At 70.4% G+C, this 22,615-nt stretch carries 22 protein-coding genes; 15 read left to right on the top strand and 7 right to left on the bottom strand.

The window, feature by feature from the left end; translation table 11 throughout:
• Positions 1–56 precede the first annotated feature (56 nt).
• The 3 genes from AB0436_RS24020 (at position 57) to AB0436_RS24010 (ending at position 2,676) form a co-directional block, all read left to right on the top strand.
• Positions 57–1,007, top strand: a complete 951-nt coding sequence (locus AB0436_RS24020) for an ABC transporter ATP-binding protein (protein ID WP_366469969.1) — start codon at positions 57–59, stop codon at positions 1,005–1,007.
• Complete coding sequence (locus AB0436_RS24015) at positions 994–1,896, top strand: ABC transporter permease (protein ID WP_366469968.1); 903 nt, start codon at positions 994–996, stop codon at positions 1,894–1,896. The genes AB0436_RS24020 and AB0436_RS24015 overlap by 14 nt, the downstream gene beginning before the upstream one ends.
• Before the next feature lie 195 nt (positions 1,897–2,091).
• Complete coding sequence (locus tag AB0436_RS24010; RefSeq protein WP_366469967.1) at positions 2,092–2,676, top strand: TetR/AcrR family transcriptional regulator; 585 nt, start codon at positions 2,092–2,094, stop codon at positions 2,674–2,676.
• 7 nt (positions 2,677–2,683) lie between these two features.
• Here the strand turns inward: AB0436_RS24010 and rarD are convergent, their stop codons facing one another.
• Positions 2,684–3,679: an EamA family transporter RarD gene (gene rarD / locus AB0436_RS24005; protein ID WP_366469966.1), complete on the bottom strand. Its 996-nt coding sequence runs from the start codon at positions 3,677–3,679 to the stop codon at positions 2,684–2,686.
• A gap of 121 nt (positions 3,680–3,800) precedes the next feature.
• The gene (locus tag AB0436_RS24000) at positions 3,801–4,655 is read right to left on the bottom strand and encodes an SDR family oxidoreductase (RefSeq protein WP_366469965.1); all 855 of its coding nucleotides are present in this window, start codon (positions 4,653–4,655) and stop codon (positions 3,801–3,803) included.
• A 98-nt stretch (positions 4,656–4,753) separates the two neighbouring features.
• Between AB0436_RS24000 and AB0436_RS23995 the strand changes: the two genes are divergently transcribed.
• Positions 4,754–5,128, top strand: a complete 375-nt coding sequence (locus tag AB0436_RS23995) for a helix-turn-helix domain-containing protein (RefSeq protein WP_366469964.1) — start codon at positions 4,754–4,756, stop codon at positions 5,126–5,128.
• A 36-nt stretch (positions 5,129–5,164) separates the two neighbouring features.
• Here the strand turns inward: AB0436_RS23995 and AB0436_RS23990 are convergent, their stop codons facing one another.
• The 5 genes from AB0436_RS23990 to AB0436_RS23970 all read right to left on the bottom strand — a co-directional run bounded on the left by AB0436_RS23990 (position 5,165) and on the right by AB0436_RS23970 (position 11,932).
• Entirely contained in the window at positions 5,165–6,217 is a 1,053-nt protein-coding gene (locus tag AB0436_RS23990) for a 2-oxoacid:ferredoxin oxidoreductase subunit beta (protein WP_366469963.1), read from the bottom strand.
• A complete protein-coding gene (locus AB0436_RS23985; RefSeq protein WP_366469962.1) occupies positions 6,210–8,195 on the bottom strand; it encodes a 2-oxoacid:acceptor oxidoreductase subunit alpha in 1,986 nt (661 codons plus the stop codon). The genes AB0436_RS23990 and AB0436_RS23985 overlap by 8 nt, the downstream gene beginning before the upstream one ends.
• 270 nt (positions 8,196–8,465) lie before the next feature.
• Complete coding sequence (locus AB0436_RS23980; protein ID WP_366470049.1) at positions 8,466–9,125, bottom strand: response regulator transcription factor; 660 nt, start codon at positions 9,123–9,125, stop codon at positions 8,466–8,468.
• A gap of 156 nt (positions 9,126–9,281) precedes the next feature.
• The gene (locus tag AB0436_RS23975; protein WP_366469961.1) at positions 9,282–10,592 is read right to left on the bottom strand and encodes a sensor domain-containing protein; all 1,311 of its coding nucleotides are present in this window, start codon (positions 10,590–10,592) and stop codon (positions 9,282–9,284) included.
• 170 nt (positions 10,593–10,762) lie between these two features.
• Positions 10,763–11,932 carry a sensor domain-containing protein gene (locus AB0436_RS23970; protein ID WP_366469960.1) on the bottom strand — a complete coding sequence of 390 codons (1,170 nt, stop codon included), beginning with the start codon at positions 11,930–11,932 and terminating at the stop codon, positions 10,763–10,765.
• 224 nt (positions 11,933–12,156) lie between these two features.
• On the opposite strand from AB0436_RS23970, the gene AB0436_RS23965 reads away from it, so the two are divergent.
• From AB0436_RS23965 to AB0436_RS23915, 11 genes are all read left to right on the top strand, one after another.
• Complete coding sequence (locus AB0436_RS23965; protein WP_366469959.1) at positions 12,157–12,582, top strand: NADH-quinone oxidoreductase subunit A; 426 nt, start codon at positions 12,157–12,159, stop codon at positions 12,580–12,582.
• On the top strand, positions 12,573–13,163 hold the full coding sequence (locus AB0436_RS23960; RefSeq protein ID WP_365851822.1) for an NADH-quinone oxidoreductase subunit B family protein: 591 nt from the start codon (positions 12,573–12,575) through the stop codon (positions 13,161–13,163). Before AB0436_RS23965 ends, AB0436_RS23960 begins: the two co-directional genes overlap by 10 nt.
• Before the next feature lie 2 nt (positions 13,164–13,165).
• Positions 13,166–14,269 (top strand): NADH-quinone oxidoreductase subunit C, encoded by a 1,104-nt coding sequence (locus tag AB0436_RS23955; protein ID WP_366470048.1) that lies wholly within the window; start codon positions 13,166–13,168, stop codon positions 14,267–14,269.
• Positions 14,266–15,234, top strand: coding sequence for a complex I subunit 1 family protein (locus AB0436_RS23950; protein WP_365851821.1), 969 nt, complete (start codon positions 14,266–14,268; stop codon positions 15,232–15,234). The genes AB0436_RS23955 and AB0436_RS23950 overlap by 4 nt, the downstream gene beginning before the upstream one ends.
• Positions 15,234–15,863 carry an NADH-quinone oxidoreductase subunit I gene (locus AB0436_RS23945; RefSeq protein ID WP_366469958.1) on the top strand — a complete coding sequence of 210 codons (630 nt, stop codon included), beginning with the start codon at positions 15,234–15,236 and terminating at the stop codon, positions 15,861–15,863. Before AB0436_RS23950 ends, AB0436_RS23945 begins: the two co-directional genes overlap by 1 nt.
• Positions 15,860–16,426 (top strand): NADH-quinone oxidoreductase subunit J, encoded by a 567-nt coding sequence (locus tag AB0436_RS23940; protein ID WP_366469957.1) that lies wholly within the window; start codon positions 15,860–15,862, stop codon positions 16,424–16,426. Before AB0436_RS23945 ends, AB0436_RS23940 begins: the two co-directional genes overlap by 4 nt.
• Positions 16,426–16,776 (top strand): NADH-quinone oxidoreductase subunit NuoK, encoded by a 351-nt coding sequence (gene nuoK / locus AB0436_RS23935; RefSeq protein WP_365851818.1) that lies wholly within the window; start codon positions 16,426–16,428, stop codon positions 16,774–16,776. The genes AB0436_RS23940 and nuoK overlap by 1 nt, the downstream gene beginning before the upstream one ends.
• Positions 16,773–18,794, top strand: a complete 2,022-nt coding sequence (locus AB0436_RS23930) for an NADH-quinone oxidoreductase subunit L (protein ID WP_366469956.1) — start codon at positions 16,773–16,775, stop codon at positions 18,792–18,794. Before nuoK ends, AB0436_RS23930 begins: the two co-directional genes overlap by 4 nt.
• A gap of 27 nt (positions 18,795–18,821) precedes the next feature.
• Positions 18,822–20,435 (top strand): NADH-quinone oxidoreductase subunit M, encoded by a 1,614-nt coding sequence (locus AB0436_RS23925; protein WP_366470046.1) that lies wholly within the window; start codon positions 18,822–18,824, stop codon positions 20,433–20,435.
• The gene (locus AB0436_RS23920) at positions 20,432–21,934 is read left to right on the top strand and encodes an NADH-quinone oxidoreductase subunit N (protein WP_366469955.1); all 1,503 of its coding nucleotides are present in this window, start codon (positions 20,432–20,434) and stop codon (positions 21,932–21,934) included. The genes AB0436_RS23925 and AB0436_RS23920 overlap by 4 nt, the downstream gene beginning before the upstream one ends.
• A 142-nt stretch (positions 21,935–22,076) precedes the next feature.
• Entirely contained in the window at positions 22,077–22,535 is a 459-nt protein-coding gene (locus tag AB0436_RS23915) for an MscL family protein (RefSeq protein WP_366469954.1), read from the top strand.
• Positions 22,536–22,615 lie beyond the last annotated feature (80 nt).

The following is a 22,615-nucleotide window of genomic DNA, read 5'->3' as shown; positions in this document are numbered from 1 at the left end:
GGTACCCCCGGACGGAGTCCGGGGGAGTGTGAGGCCACCTCGACCCGAGGATCCCCATGCAGGCAGCCGCCACCGCAGAGGCGGTGATCGAAACCCACGCCCTCACCAAGCGTTTCCGCGACGGGGGGCTGGCCGTGGATCACCTCGACCTCACCGTCCCCCGGGGCAGCGTCTTCGGGTTTCTCGGGCCGAACGGGTCCGGCAAGACCACCACCATCCGGATGCTGCTGGGGCTCATCGAGCCGACCTCCGGCTCGGCCCGGCTGCTGGGGCAGCCGATGCCCCGCGCCGCCCGCACCGTGCTGCCCGGGGTGGGCGCGCTCATCGAGGGGCCGGCGCTGTACGGATTTCTCTCCGGGCGCGACAACCTGGTCCGCTACGACTCCGCCGACCCGGAGGCCGACCCCCGCACCCGGCGTGCCCGGGTCGAGGCCGCGCTGGACCGGGTCGGGCTCGGGCCGGCGGCGGGGAAGAAGGCCAAGGCGTACTCGCTCGGGATGAAGCAGCGGCTCGGGCTGGCCGCGGCGCTGCTTCAGCCCCGGCGGCTGCTGGTGCTGGACGAGCCGACCAACGGACTGGATCCGCAGGGCATGCGGGAGATCAGGATCCTGGTCCGGGAACTCGCGGGTGACGGCACCACCGTGTTCCTCTCCTCGCACCTGCTCGACGAGATCGAACAGGTCTGCACGCACGCCGCCGTGATGGCACAGGGACGGCTGATCACCCAGGGCCCGGTGGGCGACCTGGCGACCCGCGGTCGTCTCATGGTCACCACACCGGATCCGGGCGAGGCGGCGAGGGTGCTCAAGGAACTGGGCGTCCGCGACGTGGTCGTCGCCGAGAACCGGGTCAGCGGTGAACTTCCGTCCGACGAGACCGAACCGGCCGACCTGAATGCCGCACTCGTCAGGGCGGACGTCCGGGTCAGGGCCTTCGGGGTCGAGCGGGCCTCGCTGGAGGACGCCTTCGTCGCACTCACCGGGGAGGGCTTCGATGTCGCAGGCTGAAGCCGATCCGGAGCACGCGGCGGCGGCCGCGGTGCCGGCGACCGGCGCGGTGAAGCCGCGCTGGTCGCTGGGGCTGTTCCGGTCGGAGCTGACCATCACCTTCCGGCGCCGCCGCACCCTCGTCCTGCTCGCGGTGCTGGCCGCGATGCCGGTGCTCATCGGGATCGCCGTGAAGTGGCAGGCCGACAACGGCTCGACGGTCGACGGCGGCGGTGCGGGTCCCGCGTTCCTCACCCAGATCACCAACAACGGTCTCTTCCTGGTGTTCGCGGCCCTCGCGGCGACCCTGCCGGTCTTCCTGCCGATGGCGATCGGAGTCATCGCAGGTGACGCGATCGCGGGCGAGGCGAGCGCGGGCACGCTGCGCTACCTGTTGGTGGCGCCGGCCGGCCGGACCCGGCTGCTGCTCGCCAAGTACACCTGCACCTTGGCCTTCTGCCTGGTCGCGACCCTGGTGGTGGCCGTCGCGGCGCTCGTGGTGGGTGCGCTGCTCTTCCCGCTGGGCGAGGTGACGACGATCTCCGGCACCCAGATCTCGTTCCTGGACGGGCTGGGCCGCGCTCTGCTCATCGCGGTGGTCGTGGCCGGCTCACTGATCGGGGTGGCTGCGCTGGGCCTGTTCATCTCCACGCTCACCAACAGCGGCATCGCCGCGATGGCAGCGACGGTCGGGCTGCTGATCACCGTGCAGATCCTGGACGGTATCCCGCAGCTGCACGCCATCCAGCCCTATCTCTTCCCGCATTACTGGCTGTCCTTCGCGGACCTGCTGCGCGCACCGGTCTACTGGGACCAGGTGATCAGGAACCTCGGTCTGCAGGGGCTGTACGCGGTGGTGTTCGGCTCGGCGGCCTGGGCCCGGTTCACGGCGAAGGACATCGCGGCCTGAGGATGTCGGCACCCAGGATCACAGCACGAGGGTCACAGCACGGGAGGAGGGCACGTGCCGTACCGAGAAGCCGTCCCCCGACGCGGCTCGACACGACACGTACCGTTTCCCCGGCGATTATTCTCGGCCGTCCACCTTCCGCTGTCAACACGCTACGTATAGTCCGCCCCAGAGCTTCCGGAATAGACTACTAAGGTGCCCCTGGTCCCCAACCCCGCGCGCCGCAGCGAGAAATCGCAGCAGGCCATTCTCTCGGCCGCGCTGGAACTCTGCGCCGAACGGGGATACGCCCGTGTCACGATCGAGGGGATCGCCGCGCGGGCCGGGGTGAGCAAGAAAACGATCTACCGGTGGTGGCCTTCGAAGGGCGCGCTGCTGCTGGAGGCGGTGGACAACGCTGTCATCCGGACCAAGCCGTTCCCCGACACGGGGGATCTGGCGGCGGATCTGCTGGCCCAGATGACCGCCGTGGTGCGGTTGCTCGCCTACCCGCCGCTGGGGCCGGCGTACGCCGGGATCCTCACCGAGCTCCAGTATGACGACGAGCTGGCCAGAGCTGTCCAGGAGCAGTTCATCGGGCCGCGGCTCGAGTCGTGCACGGCACGCCTGCGCAGTGCGCAGGCGCAGGGCGCGCTCCCCGCCGACACCGACCTGGCGATGGCGGTGGAGCTGCTCTACGGGCCGCTCTACTACCGCCACACCCTGCGCAGGGAACCGCACGATCCGGCCAGGATCGCCGACCTGATCGCCCATGTGCTGAGGGCACTGCGCGCGACCTGACTCGGTCTCAGCCGGCCGATTCGGTGCTGGGCGGGTTCGCGGCGGCGGGGTCCGTGCGGGTGGTCTCCATGGCGGTGGGCGCACCCGTGTTCCGCGCCTCGGTCTTCAGCCGTACCGCCTCGGCCCGCGTCCGGTGCGCGTTTCGCAGCGCGTCCCAGGTGAGTACGGTCAGCGCCAGCCACACCAGCGAGAAGCCCGCCCACCGCTCCGGCGGCATCGCCTCGTGGAAGTAGAGGATGCCCAGTCCGAACTGGAACACCGGCGTCAGGAACTGCAGCAGGCCCATCGTGGACAGCGGCACCCGGATCGCCGCCGCTCCGAAGAGGACCAGCGGGATGGCGGTGACCAGTCCGGTGGACGCGAGGAGTGCGCCGTGCGCCGGGGTGCCGAAGGTGGCGTCGCCGTGTGCTGCGAGGAAGAGCAGATAGCCGAGGGCGGGGAGGAACTGGACGGCCGTTTCGGCCGCCAGCGACTCGAGACCGCCGAGGTTGACCTTCTTCTTGACCAGTCCGTAGGTCGCGAAGGAGAAGGCCAGCATCAGCGAGATCCACGGCGGCTTGCCGTATCCGATGGCCAGCACCAGCACGGCGGCGACACCGGTGCCGACGGCCGCCCACTGGGCGGGGCGCAGCCGCTCGCCGAGCAGCAGGACGCCCATCGCGATGGTGACCAGCGGGTTGATGAAGTAGCCGAGCGAGGCCTCGACGACCTGGCCGTCGTTCACCGCCCAGATGTAGCCGCCCCAGTTGATGCTGATGACCACCGCGGCCACCGCGACCAGTCCCAGCCTGCGCGGAGTGCGCACCAGTTCGCCGATCCAGGCCCAGCGGCGCATGACCAGCAGGGCGATCAGCACGACACCCAGCGACCACACCATGCGGTGGGCGAGGATCTCGATGGCGCCGGACGGTTTGAGCAGCGGCCAGAACATCGGGACGAGCCCCCACATCGCGTAGGCGGCCACGCCGTTCAGGAACCCTGCCCGTTCGCTGGTCCCCTTCACGGGCCCTCCCTGCATCTCGTCCGACAACCAGACGAAGGTAACGGCAGAGGAGGCCGGCTGTCATGTCCGTATCGCTGCACGGTCATGACCGGCCATGACCGTGCAGCGCGGGATGGAGCGGTCAGGCGAGAGCGTCCGCGATGGTGGCGGCGATCGGGGTGGTGGGGCGGCCGATGAGTGCGGCCAGATCGCCGCTGGTACCGGCCAGCAGGCCACGCCCGATGGCGAAGTCCACGTCCACCAGGATCGCCGCGAAGGCGTCCGGCAGACCGGCGCCGACCAGGATCTCCTGGTGCACGGCGCCCGGGACCTCGGTGTACGTGATGTCCTTGCCGGTGGCCTTCGCGACCTCGGCGGCGTACTCGGCGAACGACCAGGCGGTGTCGCCGCTCAGCTCGTACGCCTTGCCCAGGTGGCCGTCCGAGATCAGCACGGCGGCCGCGGCGGCCGCGTAGTCGGCGCGGGCGGCGGAGGCGACCCGCCCCTCGCCCGCGTTGGCGACCACCGCGCCGTGCTCGAGGACCGGGGCGAGGTTGGCGGTGTAGTTCTCGCTGTACCAGCCGTTGCGCAGGAAGGTGTGGGGCAGCCCGGAGTCGAGGATCAGCTGCTCGGTCACCTTGTGCTCGGCGGCCAGCTGGAAGTCGGCGTCCGGGCCGCCCAGAATGCCGGTGTACGCGAGCTGGGCGACGCCCGCCGCCTTTGCCGCCTCGATCACCGCGGTGTGCTGCGGGATGCGGCGGCCCACCTCGCTGGCCGATATCAGCAGCACCCGGTCGCCGGCCCGGAAGGCACCGGCCAGCGTGGCGGGCTCGTCGTAGTCGGCGATCCGCAGCTCGACGCCGCGCGCCGCGAGCTCCGCGGCCTTCTCCTTGTTGCGGACGAGTGCGGTGACCTGGTCGGCGGGGACCTTGGTCAGCAGCTCGTCGATGACGAGCCGGCCAAGCGCTCCGGTGGCTCCGGTGACGACGATACCCATGATTTTTCTCCCTGCGGATGTTCTCTGTACGGTCCGCGCACCACTGTAGGGAGAGCGCTAACCAAACGAAAGTACCCACTTTGAAGTAAGGTACCGGCATGGCCGTAACCACCCCGAAGCCCGATGTCGACCGTCCGATGTGCCCGGAGCGGGTGGTGCTGGAACATGTCACCAGCCGCTGGGGCGTGTTGGTGCTCGCCGCCCTGCTGGAGCGCTCGTACCGCTTCGGCGAGCTGCGCCGTGAGGTCGGCGGAGTCAGCGAGAAGATGCTCACCCAGACGCTGCGGACGCTGGAGCGCGACGGCTTCGTGGCGCGCGACGCCAAGCCGGTGATCCCGCCGCGGGTGGATTACGCCCTGACCGCGCTGGGGCGGGAGGCCGCCGAGCAGGTGTGGGGGCTGGCGCGCTGGACCGAGCGGCGGCTCGACGAGGTGCTCACGGCCCGCGAGACATACGACAGGGCCCGGTCCTGACCACAGCAGGACCGGGCCCAGGGGGCGGGTGCGGTACTAGCCGGCGACCGTCCAGGTGTCGCCGCCGGCGAGCAGGGCGGCGAGGTCGCCCTTGCCCTTCTGCTCGACGGCGGTCTCCAGCTGGTCGGCCATCAGGGTGTCGTAGACCGGCCGTTCGACATCGCGCAGCACCCCGATGGGAGTGTGGTGCAGGGTGTCGGCGTCGGCGAGGCGGGAGAGCGCGAAGGCGGTGGTCGGGGACGCGGTGTGGGCGTCGTGGACCAGGATCCGGGCTTCGTTCTCCGGCGTGACGGCGACGACTTCCAGGTCGCCGGTCGCGGGGTCGCGCACGACCCCCTTGGGTGCTGCCTCGGTGCCGAAGCGGATCGGCTGTCCGTGTTCGAGGCGGATCACCGCCTCCTCGGCCTGCTCCTTGTCCTTGAGGGCTTCGAAGGCGCCGTCGTTGAAGATGTTGCAGTTCTGGTAGATCTCCACCAGCGCCGTGCCGGGGTGGTCGGCGGCGGCGCGCAGCACGCTGGTGAGGTGCTTGCGGTCGGAGTCGACGGTGCGGGCCACGAAGGACGCTTCGGCGCCGAGGGCCAGCGAGACCGGGTTGAACGGCGAGTCGAGCGAGCCCATCGGCGTCGACTTGGTGATCTTGCCGAGCTCGGAGGTGGGTGAGTACTGGCCCTTGGTCAGCCCGTAGATCCGGTTGTTGAACAGCAGGATCTTGAGGTTGACGTTGCGGCGCAGCGCGTGGATGAGATGGTTGCCGCCGATGGACAGCGCGTCGCCGTCGCCGGTGACGACCCACACGGAGAGGTCCCGCCGGGAGGAGGCGAGTCCGGTGGCGATGGCCGGGGCGCGGCCGTGGATGGAGTGCATCCCGTAGGTGTTCATGTAGTACGGGAAGCGGGAGGAGCAGCCGATCCCGGAGACGAAGACGATGTTCTCCTTCGCCAGGCCGAGTTCGGGCATGAATCCCTGCACGGCGGCGAGCACGGCGTAGTCGCCGCAGCCGGGGCACCAGCGCACTTCCTGATCGGACTTGAAGTCCTTCATGGACTGCTTGGCCTCGGCCTTGGGGACCAGCTTCAGGGACTCAGGCATCGTTGGCCTCCTTGAGAACGTCTGCGAGCTGCTCGGCCTTGAACGGCATTCCGTTGACCTGGTTGTACGAGATCGCGTCGACCAGGTACTTGGCCCGGATCAGCGAGGCGAGCTGGCCGAGGTTCATCTCCGGCACCACCACCTTGTCGTACCGCGCGAGGACCTCTCGCAGGTTGCCGGGGAAGGGGTTGAGGTGCCGCAGATGGGCTTGTGCGATGGGTGTGCCCGCGGCGCGCAGCCGCCGGACGGCCGCGGTGATCGGGCCGTAGGTGGAGCCCCAGCCCAGCACCAGGGTGCGCGTGTTCTCGTGAGGGTCGTCGACGTCGATGTCGGGGACCCGGATGCCGTCGATCTTGGCCTGGCGGGTGCGGACCATGAAGTCGTGGTTGGCCGGGTCGTAGGAGATGTTGCCGGTGCCGTCCTGCTTCTCGATGCCGCCGATACGGTGCTCGAGCCCCGGGGTGCCGGGCACCGCCCAGGGGCGGGCGAGGGTCTCGGGGTCCCGCTTGTACGGGTGGTAGACCTCGGTGCCGTCGGCCAGCTCATGGTTGGGTCCGGTGGCGAACTGCACCCGCAGGTCGGGGAGTTCGTCGATCTCCGGGATCCGCCAGGGCTCCGAGCCGTTGGCGAGGTAGCCGTCGGAGAGCAGGAAGACCGGGGTCCGGTAGGTGAGGGCGATCCGGGCCGCGTCCATGGCCGCGTCGAAGCAGTCGGCCGGGGTCCTCGGTGCGACCACCGGGACCGGGGCCTCGCCGTTGCGCCCGTACATGGCCTGCAGCAGATCGGCCTGTTCGGTCTTGGTGGGCAGCCCGGTCGAGGGTCCGCCGCGCTGGATGTCGACGACCAGCAGCGGCAGCTCCAGCGACACCGCCAGACCGATCGTCTCCGACTTGAGCGCCACCCCGGGACCCGAGGTGGTGGTCACGGCCAGCGAACCGCCGAAGGCCGCGCCGAGCGCAGCGCCGATCCCGGCGATCTCGTCCTCGGCCTGGAAGGTGCGCACGCCGAAGTTCTTGTGCCGCGACAGCTCGTGCAGGATGTCGGAGGCCGGGGTGATCGGGTACGAGCCGAGGTAGAGCGGCAGGTCGGCCTGGAGGCTCGCGGCGATCAGACCGTAGGACAGGGCCAGGTTCCCGGAGATGTTGCGGTAGGTCCCGGTGGGGAACGCCGCGGTGGCGGGCTCCACCTCGTAGCTGACCGCGAAGTCCTCGGTGGTCTCGCCGAAGTTCCACCCGGCGCGGAAGGCCGCGACGTTCGCCTCGGCGATCTGCGGCTTCTTGGCGAACTTCGTCCGCAGGAAGTGCTCGGTGCCCTCGGTGGGACGGTGGTACATCCACGACAGCAGCCCGAGCGCGAACATGTTCTTGCTCCGCTCGGCCTCCTTGCGGGGCAGCCCGAACTCCTTCAGCGCCTCGATCGTCAGCGTCGTCAGCGGCACCGGGTGAACCTGGTACGCCTCCAGCGAACCGTCCTCCAGCGGCGACGTCTGATAGCCGACCTTCGCCATCGGGCGCTTGGTGAACTCATCGGTGTTCACGATGATGTCCGCCCCGCGTGGCACATCGCCGAGGTTCGCCTTGAGCGCTGCCGGGTTCATCGCCACCAGCACGTTCGGCGCGTCACCCGGCGTCAGGATGTCGTGGTCCGCGAAGTGCAGCTGGAACGACGAAACACCCGGCAGGGTGCCTGCGGGGGCGCGGATCTCCGCGGGGAAGTTCGGCAGCGTCGACAGGTCGTTCCCGAACGACGCCGTCTCCGAGGTGAAACGGTCTCCGGTGAGCTGCATCCCGTCACCCGAGTCCCCGGCGAACCGGATGATCACTCGGTTGAGACGGCGTACCTCTTTGGCCTCGGCTTGCTGCGGGGGCGGCGAATTCTCCGGCAGTTGGTCACTCGCAAGCGGGGCGCGCTGTTCCCCGACTGCGGCCTCATCGGCTCCGTCGGCCTGCTCGGCTGGGCTACTGACCTGGCTGGTCACTGAACTGGACCTCCCTCGAGGCGGCTGCTCCGACGCGCCCGGCCCGCCGGGCACACCGGGGACCACCCTACGTCGGTAAGGGTGGCCTTCCCGGGAAGGCTCATATGCTGGACGTCTTTTTGAGACGTTTTTTTGCCCGCTTTTGTCACGTTTCCACTACCCCCCGTTCTTCGACAGCGACTCCATGAGGTCGCCGGTGGGCCCGCCGGGCGCGCGCCGGAGCCGCACGTCGGCGGCCGGACGGCCCCCTCCCGTCACGCTCTCGCCGCTTCAGGAGTTCAGGTAGGTCAGTACCGCGAGCACCCGACGGTGATCCCCGTCACTCGGGGAGAGCCCGAGCTTCATGAAGATGTTGCTGACGTGCTTCTCGACCGCCCCGTCGCTCACCACCAGCTGCCGGGCGACCGCGGAGTTGGTACGGCCCTCGGCCATCAGCCCCAGTACCTCCCGCTCGCGTGGCGTCAGCCCGGCCAGCACGTCCTGCTTGCGGCTGCGGCCCAGCAACTGCGCCACCACCTCCGGGTCGAGCGCCGTCCCGCCCTGGGCCACCCGGACCACGGCGTCGACGAACTCCCGGACCTCGGCGACCCGGTCCTTCAGCAGATAGCCGACGCCCCGGCTGGACCCGGCCAGCAGTTCGGTCGCGTACTGCTCCTCGACGTACTGCGAAAGGACCAGCACCCCGATCCCCGGGTACTCCTTGCGCAGCCGCACCGCCGCCCGGACGCCCTCGTCGGTGTGGGTCGGCGGCATCCGTACGTCCGCGACCACCACGTCCGGCAGCGCAGCCTCCGCCGCCAGGTCCTGGATCGTTTTGATCAGCGCATCCGCGTCCCCGACGCCGGCGACGACGTCATGACCGAGGTCGGTCAGCAACCGGGTCAGGCCCTCTCGAAGCAGCACTGAATCCTCGGCGATGACCACCCGCACTCTGTCCTCCACGACGCTGAAGCCCCCGTTTTCCCTAGTTCCCGCCCCGTCCGTCCCAGCATCCCAGTATCGGGCGCCGAGTGGGCGGCGCGAGAGCAAGTAACGGGTACGACTTGCCTCGCGGCGGTGCCGGCAGTGACGAGCTCGCCGACCCGATCAGTCGCGCCAGGGCAGCTCGGCCGTCACGGTGGTCGGCCCACCGGCCGGCGAGTCCACCACCAGCAGCCCGTCCACCGCGTCCAGCCGCTCGGCCAGCCCGGCCAGCCCGCTGCCCGCCGTGGTGTCCGCGCCACCTGTTCCGTCGTCGGCGACCTGCAGCATGATCCGGTTCTCCACCCGCCAGACGTCCACGCTCGCGCGGGTCGCCCGGGCGTGCTTGCTGACGTTCTGCAGCAGCTCCGACACGGTGAAGTACGCGATGCCCTCGATGGCGGCAGCGGGCCTGGCCGGCAGATCCACCTCCACCTGCACCGGCACCGTGCAGCGGGAGGCCACCGCCGAGAGTGCCGCGTCCAGACCGCGGTCGGTCAGCACCGCGGGGTGGATGCCGCGGGCCAGGTCACGCAGCTCCTGCAGGGCGATCTTCACCTCGCCGTGCGCCTCGTCGACCATCCGGGCGGCCGCCTCCGGATCGGCCGTCAGCTTCTCCTTGGCCAGCCCGAGGTCCATCGCGAGAGCGACCAGCCGGGCCTGCGCTCCGTCGTGCAGATCCCGCTCGATCCGCCGCAGATCGGCTGCCGCGGTGTCCACCACCACCCCGCGGTCCGACTCCAGCTCGGTCACCCGGGTGTCCAGCCGCGAAGGACCGAGCAGCCCGATGACCAGCAGCCGGTCGACTGCGCTGAGACCACGGATCACCCACGGGGTGGCCAGGACGAGGAGCAGACCGGACAGGCTGGTCAGGGTGATCTCGAAGGGATTGTCCAGGTAGATGCGGTGCGAGGTGTCCCCGTACAGCTGGAGGCCACCCTGACCGGTGTACATCGGGAAGACCCACTGCCACAGCGGATAGGTGAACATCGCCCAGCCGTACAACCAGAGGGGCAGCGAGACGCAGAAGGCGAAGACGGCCCACGGGAAGTGCGCCAGCGAATACACCAGATGACGCCAGGAGGCCCCGCTCTTCAGCACCGCGCCCACCCACGGCAGCAGACCGGCGGTGCGTGCGCGCACCGGGGCGGGGGCTGCGACGTCGACCCGCAGCAGTGCCCGGGCACGGGCCCGCTCCAGCGCCCCGAAACCGCGGCACATCGCGAGACCCGCGGCCAGCACCGGGATACCGAGGAAGGTGATCACCAGGCCGACGCCCAGCGAGAACAAGGTGATGCCGAAGGTGAAGAGCACGATGCTGATCGGCAGCGACAGCATCAGATAACCGAACTCGCGCCAGGTGCGGCCCTCGAACGGTGCACGTAGCGCCGCAGGCATCCGGTGGTCCCGCGTTCGCATGCCGTAATCCGTGGCCATGGCGTCGTCCGTTTCTGCTCGACTGGCTGATCGCTTGGGTCTGCGTACGCCGTGTGTCCCGTCGTACAGGTCCATCGTGCTGGGCAGGGCGGACGGCGGCCATGAGGTGCAGCACCGTCTTCGACCGGGGGTTTTCCCCACCCCGGGCTGTTCCGGCGGGACCGCCCCGCTCAGCCGCGGTCGCGCCAGGGCAGCTCGGCCGTCACCGTGGTCGGCCCGCCGACGGGGGAGTCGAGCACGAACAGCCCGTCCACCGCGCCCAGCCGGTCGGCCAGCCCCGCCATGCCGGTACCGGCGTCGAGGCTCGCCCCGCCCTGCCCGTCGTCATGGACCTGGATCAGCAGCCGGTCGGCGGACCGCCAGACCTCCACCGAGGCGGAGCGTGCCCGGGCGTGTTTGCTGATGTTCTGCAGCAGCTCGGAGACCGTGAAGTAGGCGATGCCCTCGATGGCCTGGGCCGGCCGCTCGGTCAGATCGACATTGACCTTGACCGGCGCCGTGCAGCGCGAGGCGATCGAGGAGAGCGCCGCGTCCAGACCGCGGTCGGTCAGCACCGCGGGATGGATGCCCCGGGCCAGGTCACGCAGCTCCTGCAGGGCCAGCTTCACCTCGCCGTGCGCCTCGCCGACCATCACCGCCGCCGCGTCCGGATCCTCGAGCAGCTTCTCCTTCGCCAGCCCGAGTCCCATGGCCAGCGCCACCAGCCGCGCCTGCGCTCCGTCGTGCAGATCCCGCTCGATCCGCCGCAGGTCCGCTGCCGCGGTGTCCACGACCACCCCGCGGTCCGACTCCAGCTCCGCGATCCTGCGCTCCAGCTCGTCGGACGGGGAGAGCAGGCCGCGCACCATCGCCCGGTCGGCATTGGTCAGCCCCCGCGCGATGTAGGGCAGTACCGGCCACAGCACGAAGAGGCTCGGCATCACCAGGGAGAAGGTCAGCACCCCCCACGGCAGCCGGATGAACTCGTACAGCACCGTCCGCCAGCCCACCGGGTCCTTCAGGCTCATCCACAGCCGCGACAGCAGATTGCCGTCGCGCCTGACGGCCAAGGGGCTCGGCTCTTCGACCCGTACGCCGAGCAGCGCCCGCGCGCGGGCCCGCTCCAGCTTGCCGAGCTGTCGCGCACCCAGCAGCCCGGCGGCGAGCAGCGGCAGCCCGATCACGGTGACCGCGAGACCGCTCCCCACCGCAACCATGAACACCACGTAAACAAATCCGAGGATCGCCGCAGGTAGATTGGACAGCAGATGGGCGATCTCCTTCCAGGTGTGCCGGTCGAAGGCGAAGCGCACGGGCGGCAGCTGCTCGGAGTCGAGCCGGCGGGAGTTGGTCGCGGTCATACGGCCAAGCCTGCCGGGCCGGGGCCGCGGATGCCATGGGGCAGCTGGGTGGGACGAAGTAGGGATAACCCCACCCCGCGCCGGGCCCCGTGACGCACTCGATGCCGGATGCGGCTGCTTACCGAGTCTTTAACAGGGCCTAGACTCCCGTGCGTACAGATCGTCGAATGTGGCGAATGTGACGGACGAGGCGGCTGACAGGGCCCAGGGAGCGAGGAGCGGACGTGCCGGGACCGACCGTTCTCGCGGCGGAACGAGCAGCGGAACAAGCGGCGGATCACACGGGTTACTTCCACACGTACGCGGTGGTCGGGGTGCTCGCGGTCGTCGGCGTGCTGTTCGTCGCCGTGGCCTTCGGAGCCGGACGGCTGCTGCGGCCCGTGGTGCCGACGCCGGAGAAGCTGCTGACCTACGAGTGCGGAGTCGACCCCGTCGGCGAGGGCTGGGCCCACACCCAGGTCCGCTACTACGTGTACGGCTTCCTCTACGTGATCTTCGCCGTCGACTCGATCTTCCTCTTCCCGTGGGCGACGGTCTTCGCCGCCGACGGCTACGGGGCGACCACGCTGGTGGAGATGTTCATCTTCCTCGGCTTCCTGGCCGTGGGACTCCTCTACGCATGGAAGAAGGGAGTCCTCGAATGGACGTGACGACCCCCGCCACCCCCGAGTTCCTGCCCGAACCGCGCCGTCTGGGCGTGCTCTCCCGGCTGGCCCCCGAGCCCATGAAGGTGGTCCTCAACTGGGGCCGCCGCTACAGCCTGTGGGTCTTCAACTTCGGCCTCGCCTGCTGCGCGATCGAGTTCATCGCCGCCTCGATGGCCCGCCACGACTTCATCCGGCTCGGCGTGATCCCCTTCGCACCGGGGCCGCGCCAGGCCGACCTGATGATCGTGTCCGGTACCGTCACCGACAAGATGGCGCCCGCGGTCAAGCGGCTGTACGAGCAGATGCCCGAGCCCAAGTACGTCATCTCCTTCGGCGCCTGCTCCAACTGCGGCGGCCCCTACTGGGACTCGTACGCGGTGACCAAGGGCGTCGACCAGATCATCCCGGTCGACGTCTACGTCCCCGGCTGCCCGCCGCGCCCCGAGGCGCTGCTCCAGGGCATCCTGAAACTCCAGGAGAAGATCGCCCGCGAGTCGCTGGGCGAGCGCTACGCCACCCCGTCCGCCGCCCAGCTGACCAGCGGCCTTGTCACCCCGCCGCCGGCGCCGGGAACCGGGCGGTGACCATGAACGCGTACGACCGGCTGCCCGAGGCCGTCACCGAACTCTTCGGCGAGGAAGCGACCGCCGAGCACAGCTACGACCTGCTGACCGTGGACGTCCCCGCGGCTTCCTGGATCGCCGCGCTGGAGACCGCCAGGGACGCTCTGGGCTGCACGTACTTCGACTGGCTGAGCGCGGTCGACGAACCCGACACCGGCTTCCGGGTCTGCGCCCACGTGGTCGCGCTCGACGGGCGCACCGTCCGCCGCCTGCTGGTACGCACCACCGTCCCGCACACCGCGCCGGAGCTGCCGACCGCCGTGGGGGTCTACGCGGGCGCGAGCTGGCACGAGCGCGAGACCCACGAGATGTTCGGCGTTTCCTTCACCGACCACCCGCACCTGACCCCGCTGCTGCTGCCCGAGGGTTTCGAGGGGCACCCGCTGCGCAAGGACTTCGTGCTGGCGGCCCGGGTCGTGAAGGCCTGGCCCGGCGCGAAGGAACCGGGCGAGTCGACCGCGTCCCACGGTGGCGCGAAGCGCCGCCAGATGCTGCCGCCCGGCGTCCCCGACCCCAACGAGTGGGGCCCGCAGAAGGGCCAGCTCCCACCGGCCCCGGCCCGCCCGGCCCGCACGCCACGGGCCGCGGGCGACCGCCCGGTACGCCGGGCGCGCAGCGTGAGCGAGGGCTCCGCGAGCCAGGCTTCGGCGACCCGGGGCACGGCCTCCGAGGCCCGGGCACCGGAGGCCACGGCCCCGGACACAGAGGCCCCGGAGAGCCGGGCGCCGGGCGCCGTGGGTGACGTGCCTGCCACCGGGAGCACGCCTGCCACCGGTAGCACCCCGGCCACGGACTCCGGTGGCACCGGTGCACCCGCCGCCTCCGCTCCGGCGCGACCCGCGCGCAGCGAGGACGCGCCGTGGCACCACGCCCGCCCCGCGTCCGGGGCCACCGACGACGCCCCGCGCCCCGCGGACCCGGACGCGGACACGGACACGGACCCGGACACGGGGGAGACGGCGAAGGCCGACCCGGCGCCCGGCCCCGACGCCGGGCCCCGCCCGGACGAGCCCAGCCCGCAAGGCCGGCCAGGACCCGACACCCCCGCCGGAGGCGATACCGCGTGAACGACGTAATCGACGTCGCCATCCGGCTGATCATCGTCTTCCTGGCCTTCCTCGTGCTGCCGCTGGTCGTCGGGCAGACCGAGCACAAGGTCATGGCCCATATGCAGGGCCGACTGGGACCCATGTACGCCGGTGGCTTCCACGGCTGGGCGCAACTCATGGCCGACGGCGTGAAGTTCGCTCAGAAGGAAGACGTCGTTCCGGCCGACGCCGATCGCCGGGTCTTCCAACTGGCGCCCGCCATCGCCCTGCTTCCGTACCTGCTGGTGCTGGTCGCGATCCCGATCGGACCGCAGCAGGGCGCGGTCGGGCAGGTGGTCGACGCCGGGATCTTCTTCGTGCTCGCGGTGATGGGCGTCGGCGTGCTCGGCTCGCTGATGGCGGGCTGGGCGTCGGCCAACAAGTACTCCCTGCTCGGCGGGCTCCGTACCGCCGCGCAACTCCTCGCCTACGAGCTGCCGATGCTGCTCACCGCCGCCTCGGTGGCCATGGCGGCCGGCACGGTCTCGCTGCCGGGCATCCTCGACGCCTTCGCCTGGTGGTGGATCCCCTGGCAGATCATCGGCGGCCTGGTCTTCTTCACCGCGGGCCTCGCCGAGCTGCAACGTCCGCCCTTCGACATGCCCGTTGCCGACTCGGAGATCATCTTCGGTGCGTACACCGAGTACACCGGCCTGCGTTTCGCGCTCTTCCTGCTCGCCGAGTACGCCGGGATCGTCGTCCTCTGCGCTCTCAGCGCCGTCCTCTTCCTGGGCGGCTGGCACGGCCCCTGGGGCAGCGACGGGCTCGGCTGGGTCTGGATGCTGCTCAAGACGGCTGTCCTCGCCTTCGGTGTGATCTGGCTCCGGGTGACCTACCCACGGCTGCGCGAGGACCAGCTGCAGAAGCTCGCCTGGACCGTGCTCATCCCGCTCGCTCTCGCGCAGATCGCGCTCACCGGCATCGTGAAGGTGGCGATCAGCTAATGCCTCCCGTCCCCGGTTCAGGCCTGGCCAAGGGCCTGGCCGTGACCCTCCGCACCATGACCAGGAAGACGGTCACCGCGCAGTATCCGGACGCCCAGCCCGAACTCCCGCCGCGTTCCCGCGGGGTCATCGGGCTGTTCGAGGAGAACTGCACGGTCTGCATGCTCTGCGCCCGTGAGTGCCCCGACTGGTGCATCTACATCGACTCCCACAAGGAGACGATGCCGGCCGCCGCGCCCGGCGGGCGCGAGCGCAGCCGCAACGTCCTCGACCGCTTCGCCATCGACTTCGCGCTCTGCATGTACTGCGGCATCTGCATCGAGGTCTGCCCCTTCGACGCGCTGTTCTGGTCACCGGAGTTCGAGTACGCCGAAACGGACATCCACGAGCTCACCCACGAGCGCGACAAGCTCCGCGAGTGGATGTGGACGGTGCCCGCACCGCCCGCACTGGAGCCGGGCGCCGAGGAGCCGAAGGAGATCGCGGCCGCCCGCAAGACGGCCGACAAGCTCGAGGCCGAGGAGCAGTCCCGGCAGCAGGCCGGCGAACCGCAGAACGGCGAACCGCGCGCCGGCGAACAGCAGAACGGTGAAGTGCAGGCGGGCGACGAGCCGGAGGGAGGCGCGTGACCCTCGCAGCAGCAGTGGCCTCCGCGGCCCACCCCGGCTTCCTGTCGCCCACCGGCGTCGAGATCATCTTTCTGCTCGTCGGCGTCGCCACCCTCGGCGCGGCCGTCATCACCGTCTCGACCAAGCAGCTGGTGCACGCCGCCCTCTGGCTGATCGTGGCGCTCGGTGGCCTCGCCGTCGAATACCTCCTGCTGACGGCCGAGTTCATCGCCTGGGTGCAGGTGCTGATCTATGTCGGCTCGGTGGTCGTCCTCCTGCTCTTCGGGCTGATGCTCACCAAGGCGCCCATCGGCCGCTCCCCGGACACCGACTCGGAGAACCGCTGGGTGGCCCTGGTGGTGGCCGCCGCTGCGGCCGGCTCCCTCGTCTGGGTCGTCGTCGACGCCTTCCGCACGACCTGGGTCGATCTGCACGGCCCGGCCCAGGGCTCCACCGAGGTGTCCGGCGAAAGCCTCTTCCGGCACTGGGTGCTGCCCTTCGAAGCACTCTCCGTGCTGCTGCTCGCGGCACTCGTCGGCGCCGTCGTCCTGTCCCGCAAGAACAGCAGGGAGCAGCAGCGCTGATGCACCTCGCCTATCCCGCGGTGCTCGCCGCACTGCTCTTCTGCACCGGGCTGTACGGAGTCCTCGCCCGGCGCAACGTGATCCTGATCCTGATGTCCGTCGAGCTGATGCTCAACGCCGTCAACCTCAACCTGGTCGCCTTCGACGTCTGGCTGCGCGACACACTGCACGCCGGCCAGGCGCTCACCCTGTTCACCATCGCCATCGCCGCCGCCGAGATCGGCATCGGCCTGGCGATCGTCCTCGCCGTGTACCGGGGCCGGGGCACCACGGACATCGACACACTCCGCGACAGTGCGGAAGGCACAGGTCCCGAAGACCACGAGGAGAAGGCCGAGGCTGCCGCGTGACCACGACGACCCTCGCCGTCCTCGTCCCCCTGCTGCCCTTCCTCGGGGCCGCCGCCGGACTCCTGCTGGGCCGCACCACGCCCGGACTCGCCCGCCCGCTGGCGATCCTGCCGACACTGGGCTCCGCGGCACTCGCGATCACCGTCGCGGTGCGCCAGGGGGGTGGGCACGCCATCGACGCGGCCACCAGGCTCACGCCCACCGGCTCCGTCCCCATCGACCTGTCCCTGCACATCGACGGCTTCGCCGCCCTGGTCGCCGTACTGGTGGTGATCGTGGCCGGCTGCGTGCAGATCTACTCGACGGGCTACCTGCGGGACGACCCCCGCTACCCCTCGTACGCGGCGATCGTCTCCCTCTTCACCGCCGCGATGCTGCTGGTCGTCTACTCCGGCGACCTGATGGTGCTGCTGGTCGGCTGGGAAGTCATGGGCATCTGCTCGTACTTCCTCGTCGGCCACTACTGGGAGACGCCGGAAGCCCGCGCCGCCTCCCTCAAGGCCTTCCTGGTCACCAAACTCGGCGACGTCCCCTTCCTGATCGGTCTCTTCGCCCTCGCCACCGACGCCGGGACATTCCGGATCACCGGCATCCTGCAGACGGTCAACGACGGGGCGCTCCACCACCCCACGCTGGTCGCGCTGCTGCTCCTGGCCGGTGTCGCCGGCAAGTCCGCACAGTTCCCGCTGCACACCTGGCTGCCCGACGCGATGGCCGGCCCCACTCCGGTGTCCGCGCTGATCCACGCGGCCACCATGGTCGCCGCCGGCATCTACTTCGTGGCCCGGCTGCTGCCCGTCTTCGCCGCGTCCACGGCCGCGATGATCGTCCTTGCGGTCATGGCAGCCGTCACCATGATCGGATCGGCGCTCGCCGCGCTCGCCCAGGACGACATCAAACGCGTCCTCGCCTACTCCACCATCGGTCAGCTCGGCTACATGTCCGGCGCCCTGGCCGTGGGCGACCGCGGTGCCGCCGTCTTCCACCTCCTGTCGCACGGCGCGTTCAAAGCGCTGCTCTTCCTGGGCGCCGGCGTGATCATCCACGCCGCCGGCACCAATTCGCTGGCCGCCATGAGCCGGATGGACCAGCTGGCCAAACGGGTCCCCGACGCCTTCTGGACGATGACCATCGCCCTGCTCGCACTCGCCGCCATCCCACCCTTCGCCGGATTCTTCTCCAAGGAGTCCGTCCTCGGTGCCGCCGAGCACACCGCACTCGGGGACAGCGCCATCGCCCCCGCGGGGGCCGGCTGGACCGTCCTCGTCTCCGGCCTCGTCACCGCCCTGCTGACCGCCGCCTACGCCACCCGGCTCTGGCTGCTGGCCTTCCGGGGCAAGGGAGCGGAAGCCCCGGCGCACGGCAAGCAGCCCCTCGTGATGAACGCCGTCCTGTGGGTCCTCGCCATCCCCACCATCGGCTTCGGCCTCACCACCGGCGTCATCACCGACTGGTTCGACGGCAACGACCTCACCCCCGCTCTCACCACTTCCGTACTGGGAACCGGCGTGGCCGTGGTCGGCGGCCTGATGACCTACGGCACCTGGCGGGCCGTGCAGTACCGCGAAGCCGTCACCGGCGCCGCCCTCCCACCGCTGGGCACCGCAGCCGTCACCGCCCACCCCGACGCCGACCCGGCGACCGTCGAAGCGGAAGCCATCGCCACCCACACCGCGGCGTACGGCAACATCGCATCCGCCCCCGACCCCGCCGACCCCGGCCGGCTCCTGCTCGGCCCCCTGCACCGGCACGCCGCAAGCGGCTTCCACCTCGACGCCCTCTACTCGGCGCTGTTCGTCCGCCCGGTCGTCGCCGCAGCCGAACTGGTCCGTTTCCTTGACCGCGAGGTCATCGACACCTACGTCCGCGGCGCGAGCGCGGGGCCCCGCTGGCTGGGCGCCGCCGTCCGCCGCGCACAGACCGGCAACCTGCAGACCTACCTCAGCGCCCTGCTCGCCGGCTCCGTCGTCCTGGCGATCGCCGCCGTCGCCCTTGCCAACGCCTACGCCGGATCGTGAGCCATGATCGATATCAGCACATCCGTCATGCAGTACCTTCTGGCCTTCATCGTCGCCGCCCCACTCATCGGTGCCGTGGCGGCGCTCCTGCCGGTCCGCCCGTCACCCGACCACCGCCCCTCAACGAGCCGCTCCGCGGCGCCCGATCCCGTCACCGGGCTGAAGGGCACGTCACCCGACCGGGCCGTGCTCCGCCACGGCGTGATCGTCACCGGTGCCGTCCTCCTCGCCGCGATCGTCCTCGCGCTCGGCTTCGACCGGGACCACCCGTCGACCATGCAGGCCGGCACCGACATCAGCTGGATCCCGGCACTCCACGTCCACATCCACCTCGGCATCGACGGCATCTCGCTCCCCCTCCTCCTGCTGACCGCGCTGCTGACCTTCCTCTGCGCGCTCTACAGCCGCTTCAACATGCCCGCGGGCCCCTCCCCGAAGGCCTTCGTCGCGCTCATCCTGGTCCTCGAGTCCGGCACCCTCGCCACCTTCGCCGTCCTCGACCTGGTGCTCTTCTTCCTGGCATTCGAGATGGTCCTCATCCCGATGTACTTCCTCATCGCCCGCTGGGGCGGTGCCCGGAAGCAGGCCGCCGCCTGGAAGTTCATCCTCTACACGGTCCTCGGCTCCGTGGTCATGCTGCTCGGCCTCCTCCTCATCGGCGTGAAGAGCGGCACATTCGACATGGTGGCACTCGCCACTGACAACGGCCGCGGCCTCACCCACAGCACCCAGGTCATCGCGGTGCTCGCCATCGCCGTCGGACTCGCCGTCAAGGCCCCGATGTGGCCCCTGCACAGCTGGCTCCCCGAAGCCCACACCGCGGCCCCCACCGTCGGCTCGGTCCTGCTGGCCGGCGTCATGCTCAAAATGGGCACCTACGGATTCGTCCGCATCGCTCTGCCGATCGCCCCCGAAGGCATGCACACCTTCGCGCCCTACCTGGCCGCCTTCGCCGTCGCCGGCATCATCTACGGATCACTCGCCTGCCTGGCTCTCACCAAGCCCGGCACCAAGGGCGACCTCAAACGCCTCATCGCCTACTCCTCCGTCGGGCACATGGGCTTCGTGCTTCTCGGCATCGCGTCGATGACCCCCACCGGAGTCAACGGCGCGCTCTTCGCCAACATCGCCCACGGCCTCATCACCGGACTGCTCTTCTTCCTGGTCGGCGCCCTCAAGGACCGCTACGGCACAGTCGACCTCGACACGCTCGCGGGGGCGACCGGCGCCGCCCTCTACGGCCGGGCACCCCGCCTCGGCGGCCTCCTCGCCTTCGCCGCCGTCGCCTCCCTCGGACTGCCCGGGCTCGCCGGATTCTGGGGCGAGATGCTCACCATGTTCGGCGCCTTCCACCCCGCCGACGGCCTCAGCCGCCCCGCCTTCCTCACCTTCATGTCCGTGGCAGCCTTCGGCACCCTGCTCACCGCCGCCTACCTGCTGGTCGTGGTCCGCCGCGTCTGCATGGGAGCCACCCCCAAGGAAGACCCGCAGCCCCACGGCATCCAGGACGTGCAGGGATACGAAGCCCTGACCTGGACCCCCCTCGTCGCCCTCACCGTCCTCGCCGGCCTGTGGCCCGCAGTCCTCCTCGGCCTCTCCGATCCGGCCGTGCAGAAGCTCCTCGCTGGAGGCAAGGCATGACCTCCCTCGTCCAGTCCGTCGACTGGCTCGCGATCGCCCCGCCCACCATCGTCGCGGCGACCGCGCTGATCGTCCTGGTCGGTGACCTCTTCGTACCCGAACACCGCAAACCGCTCCTCGGCTGGACCACCGTCGCAGGGCTGGCGGCGGCGATCCTCATGCTGGTGCCGCTGCGCAGCGGCCACCACGCCACCTTCTGCCTCACCGGCAGCAACAGCGCCTGCAGCTACACGGCCGACCACTTCGCCCTCGTCATCCAGCTCCTGGTCATCGGCGGCGCACTGCTCACCGCACTGCTGTCCATCCACGAAACCGGCCGCGACAAACTCCCGGCCGGCGAATACTGGTTCCTGCTGCTCTCGTCCGCTTCGGGCGCCGCCCTGCTGCCCGCGTCCCGGGACCTCGCCACTCTCGTCGTCGCCCTCGAAGTGGCCTCACTGCCCGCCTTCGCTCTCGTCGGCATCAGACGCGGCAACCGGCTCTCCGCCGAAGCGGCCCTCAAGTTCTTCCTCTCCTCCGTCACCGCCACAGCCGTGATGCTGCTCGGCGTCAGCTTCGTCTACGCGGCCACCGGCACCCTGCACCTCACCCGGATCGCCACCGCCCAGGTGGACCCGCAACTCAACACCCTCGCCGAGGCCGGAGTCGTCCTCACCCTCGTCGGCTTCGCCTTCAAAACCGCCGCCGCCCCCTTCCACTTCTGGGTACCGGACACCTACGTCGGCGCCCCCCTGCCCATCGCCGCCTACCTCTCGGTGATCGGCAAGGCGGTCGGCTTCTCCGGACTCATCCTCGTCACCGTCATCGCCTTCCCCGACTACGCCGACGCCTGGGGCCCCGCCGTCGCCGCGCTAGCCGCCCTCACCATGACCGTCGGCAACGTAGCCGCCCTGCGCCAGTCCGCCTCCCGCGCCCACAGCGCCGTCCGGCTGCTCGCCTGGTCGTCCGTCGCCCAGGCCGGATACCTGCTGGTGCCGATCGCCGCAGCCGCGTACACCTCGAACGACGAGATCGGCTCCACCGTCGCGTACGCCCTGATGTACGCCGTGGTGAACCTCGGCGCCTTCGGCGTCGCCGCGCTGGTCGCCCGTACCCGCCCCGGCAACCGCCTCACCGACTACCGCGGCCTGCACGCCACCCGCCCGACCGCCGCCCTCGCGATGGCCTTCTTCCTGCTCTGCCTGGCAGGCCTGCCCCCCGGCCTCATCGGCCTCTTCGCCAAGGTCGTCGTCTTCCAGTCGGCCGTCGACGCGGGCCTCGGCTGGCTGGCCGTCGTCATGGCCGTCAACGTCGTGATCGCGCTCTACTACTACCTGAAGTGGACAGCGATCCTCTTCCGCGCACCCGAGCAGCAGCCGGCCGCCGCACCCGCGGAGTCCACCGCGCTCCGCACCCCGGCCCCTCTCACCGTCGCTGTCACCCTCGCCGCGGCCGCCGGTATCGCCCTCTCCGGCGCCCCCCAGCTGGCCCTGCGCTTCGCGTCCGGCAGCCTCTTCTGAGATTTGCTACGGTCTTGCGCCGGGCACCCGCCCGCTGTCCGACCGGACCGCCGGCGGGAGCACGGCACGGGGACACCGGAAGACGTCCGGCCCGCGCCGGACAGGCCGGTCACCCAGGAACCAGAGCATCGAGGAGCAAGCAGTGCTGAGCGGCTTCAAAGACTTCATCCTCCGCGGAAACGTCATCTCGCTGGCCATCGGCCTCGCCGTGGGATCCGCCTTCACCGCGGTCGTCACCGCGCTCAGCACCGCCTTCATCACCCCACTGATCGGCCTCGCCACCAGCTCCGCCATGGGCGACTTCAGCAAGGCCCAGTTCACCGTGGACGGCGCCCACTTCAAATACGGCCTGCTCATCAACGCCGGCGTCGCCTTCTTCGTCACCGCCGCGGTCCTCTACTTCTTCGTGGTCGTCCCGGTAGCCAAGATCCAGTCCCGGTTCACCGCCGACAAGCCCTTCGACGTCAAGGCCGCCCTCCGCGACTGCCCCTACTGCTACACGGAGATCCCGGCCATCGCCTCCCGCTGCGGCCACTGCACCAGCCAGGTCGAGCCCGAGCAGGAAGCTCTGCGCATGGCGAAGGTCCCTGCCCAGAGCTGACCCCCCCGTACGGCCGACCCGACTGGCCGCGCGCACCAGGGAACCAGCTCTCCCCGCCTGGCGTTGACCAGTGAGGGAGG

The sequence above is a fragment of the Streptomyces sp. NPDC051322 genome, assembly GCF_040689485.1.
In the GTDB taxonomy this organism is placed as follows: domain Bacteria; phylum Actinomycetota; class Actinomycetes; order Streptomycetales; family Streptomycetaceae; genus Streptomyces.
This window is presented reverse-complemented; position numbering and strand designations above follow the sequence as displayed.

What these genes read in the sequence shown, in the direction of transcription:
- AB0436_RS24020 (WP_366469969.1), top strand. Translation starts at nt 57, where the DNA reads ATGCAGGCAGCCGCCACCGCAGAGGCGGTGATCGAAACCCACGCCCTC.
- AB0436_RS24015 (WP_366469968.1), top strand. Translation starts at nt 994, where the DNA reads ATGTCGCAGGCTGAAGCCGATCCGGAGCACGCGGCGGCGGCCGCGGTG.
- AB0436_RS24000 (WP_366469965.1), bottom strand. Translation starts at nt 4,655, where the DNA reads ATGGGTATCGTCGTCACCGGAGCCACCGGAGCGCTTGGCCGGCTCGTC.
- AB0436_RS23995 (WP_366469964.1), top strand. Translation starts at nt 4,754, where the DNA reads ATGGCCGTAACCACCCCGAAGCCCGATGTCGACCGTCCGATGTGCCCG.
- AB0436_RS23990 (WP_366469963.1), bottom strand. Translation starts at nt 6,217, where the DNA reads ATGCCTGAGTCCCTGAAGCTGGTCCCCAAGGCCGAGGCCAAGCAGTCC.
- AB0436_RS23975 (WP_366469961.1), bottom strand. Translation starts at nt 10,592, where the DNA reads ATGGCCACGGATTACGGCATGCGAACGCGGGACCACCGGATGCCTGCG.
- AB0436_RS23970 (WP_366469960.1), bottom strand. Translation starts at nt 11,932, where the DNA reads ATGACCGCGACCAACTCCCGCCGGCTCGACTCCGAGCAGCTGCCGCCC.
- AB0436_RS23960 (WP_365851822.1), top strand. Translation starts at nt 12,573, where the DNA reads ATGGACGTGACGACCCCCGCCACCCCCGAGTTCCTGCCCGAACCGCGC.
- AB0436_RS23955 (WP_366470048.1), top strand. Translation starts at nt 13,166, where the DNA reads ATGAACGCGTACGACCGGCTGCCCGAGGCCGTCACCGAACTCTTCGGC.
- AB0436_RS23945 (WP_366469958.1), top strand. Translation starts at nt 15,234, where the DNA reads ATGCCTCCCGTCCCCGGTTCAGGCCTGGCCAAGGGCCTGGCCGTGACC.
- nuoK (WP_365851818.1), top strand. Translation starts at nt 16,426, where the DNA reads ATGCACCTCGCCTATCCCGCGGTGCTCGCCGCACTGCTCTTCTGCACC.
- AB0436_RS23925 (WP_366470046.1), top strand. Translation starts at nt 18,822, where the DNA reads ATGCAGTACCTTCTGGCCTTCATCGTCGCCGCCCCACTCATCGGTGCC.
- AB0436_RS23920 (WP_366469955.1), top strand. Translation starts at nt 20,432, where the DNA reads ATGACCTCCCTCGTCCAGTCCGTCGACTGGCTCGCGATCGCCCCGCCC.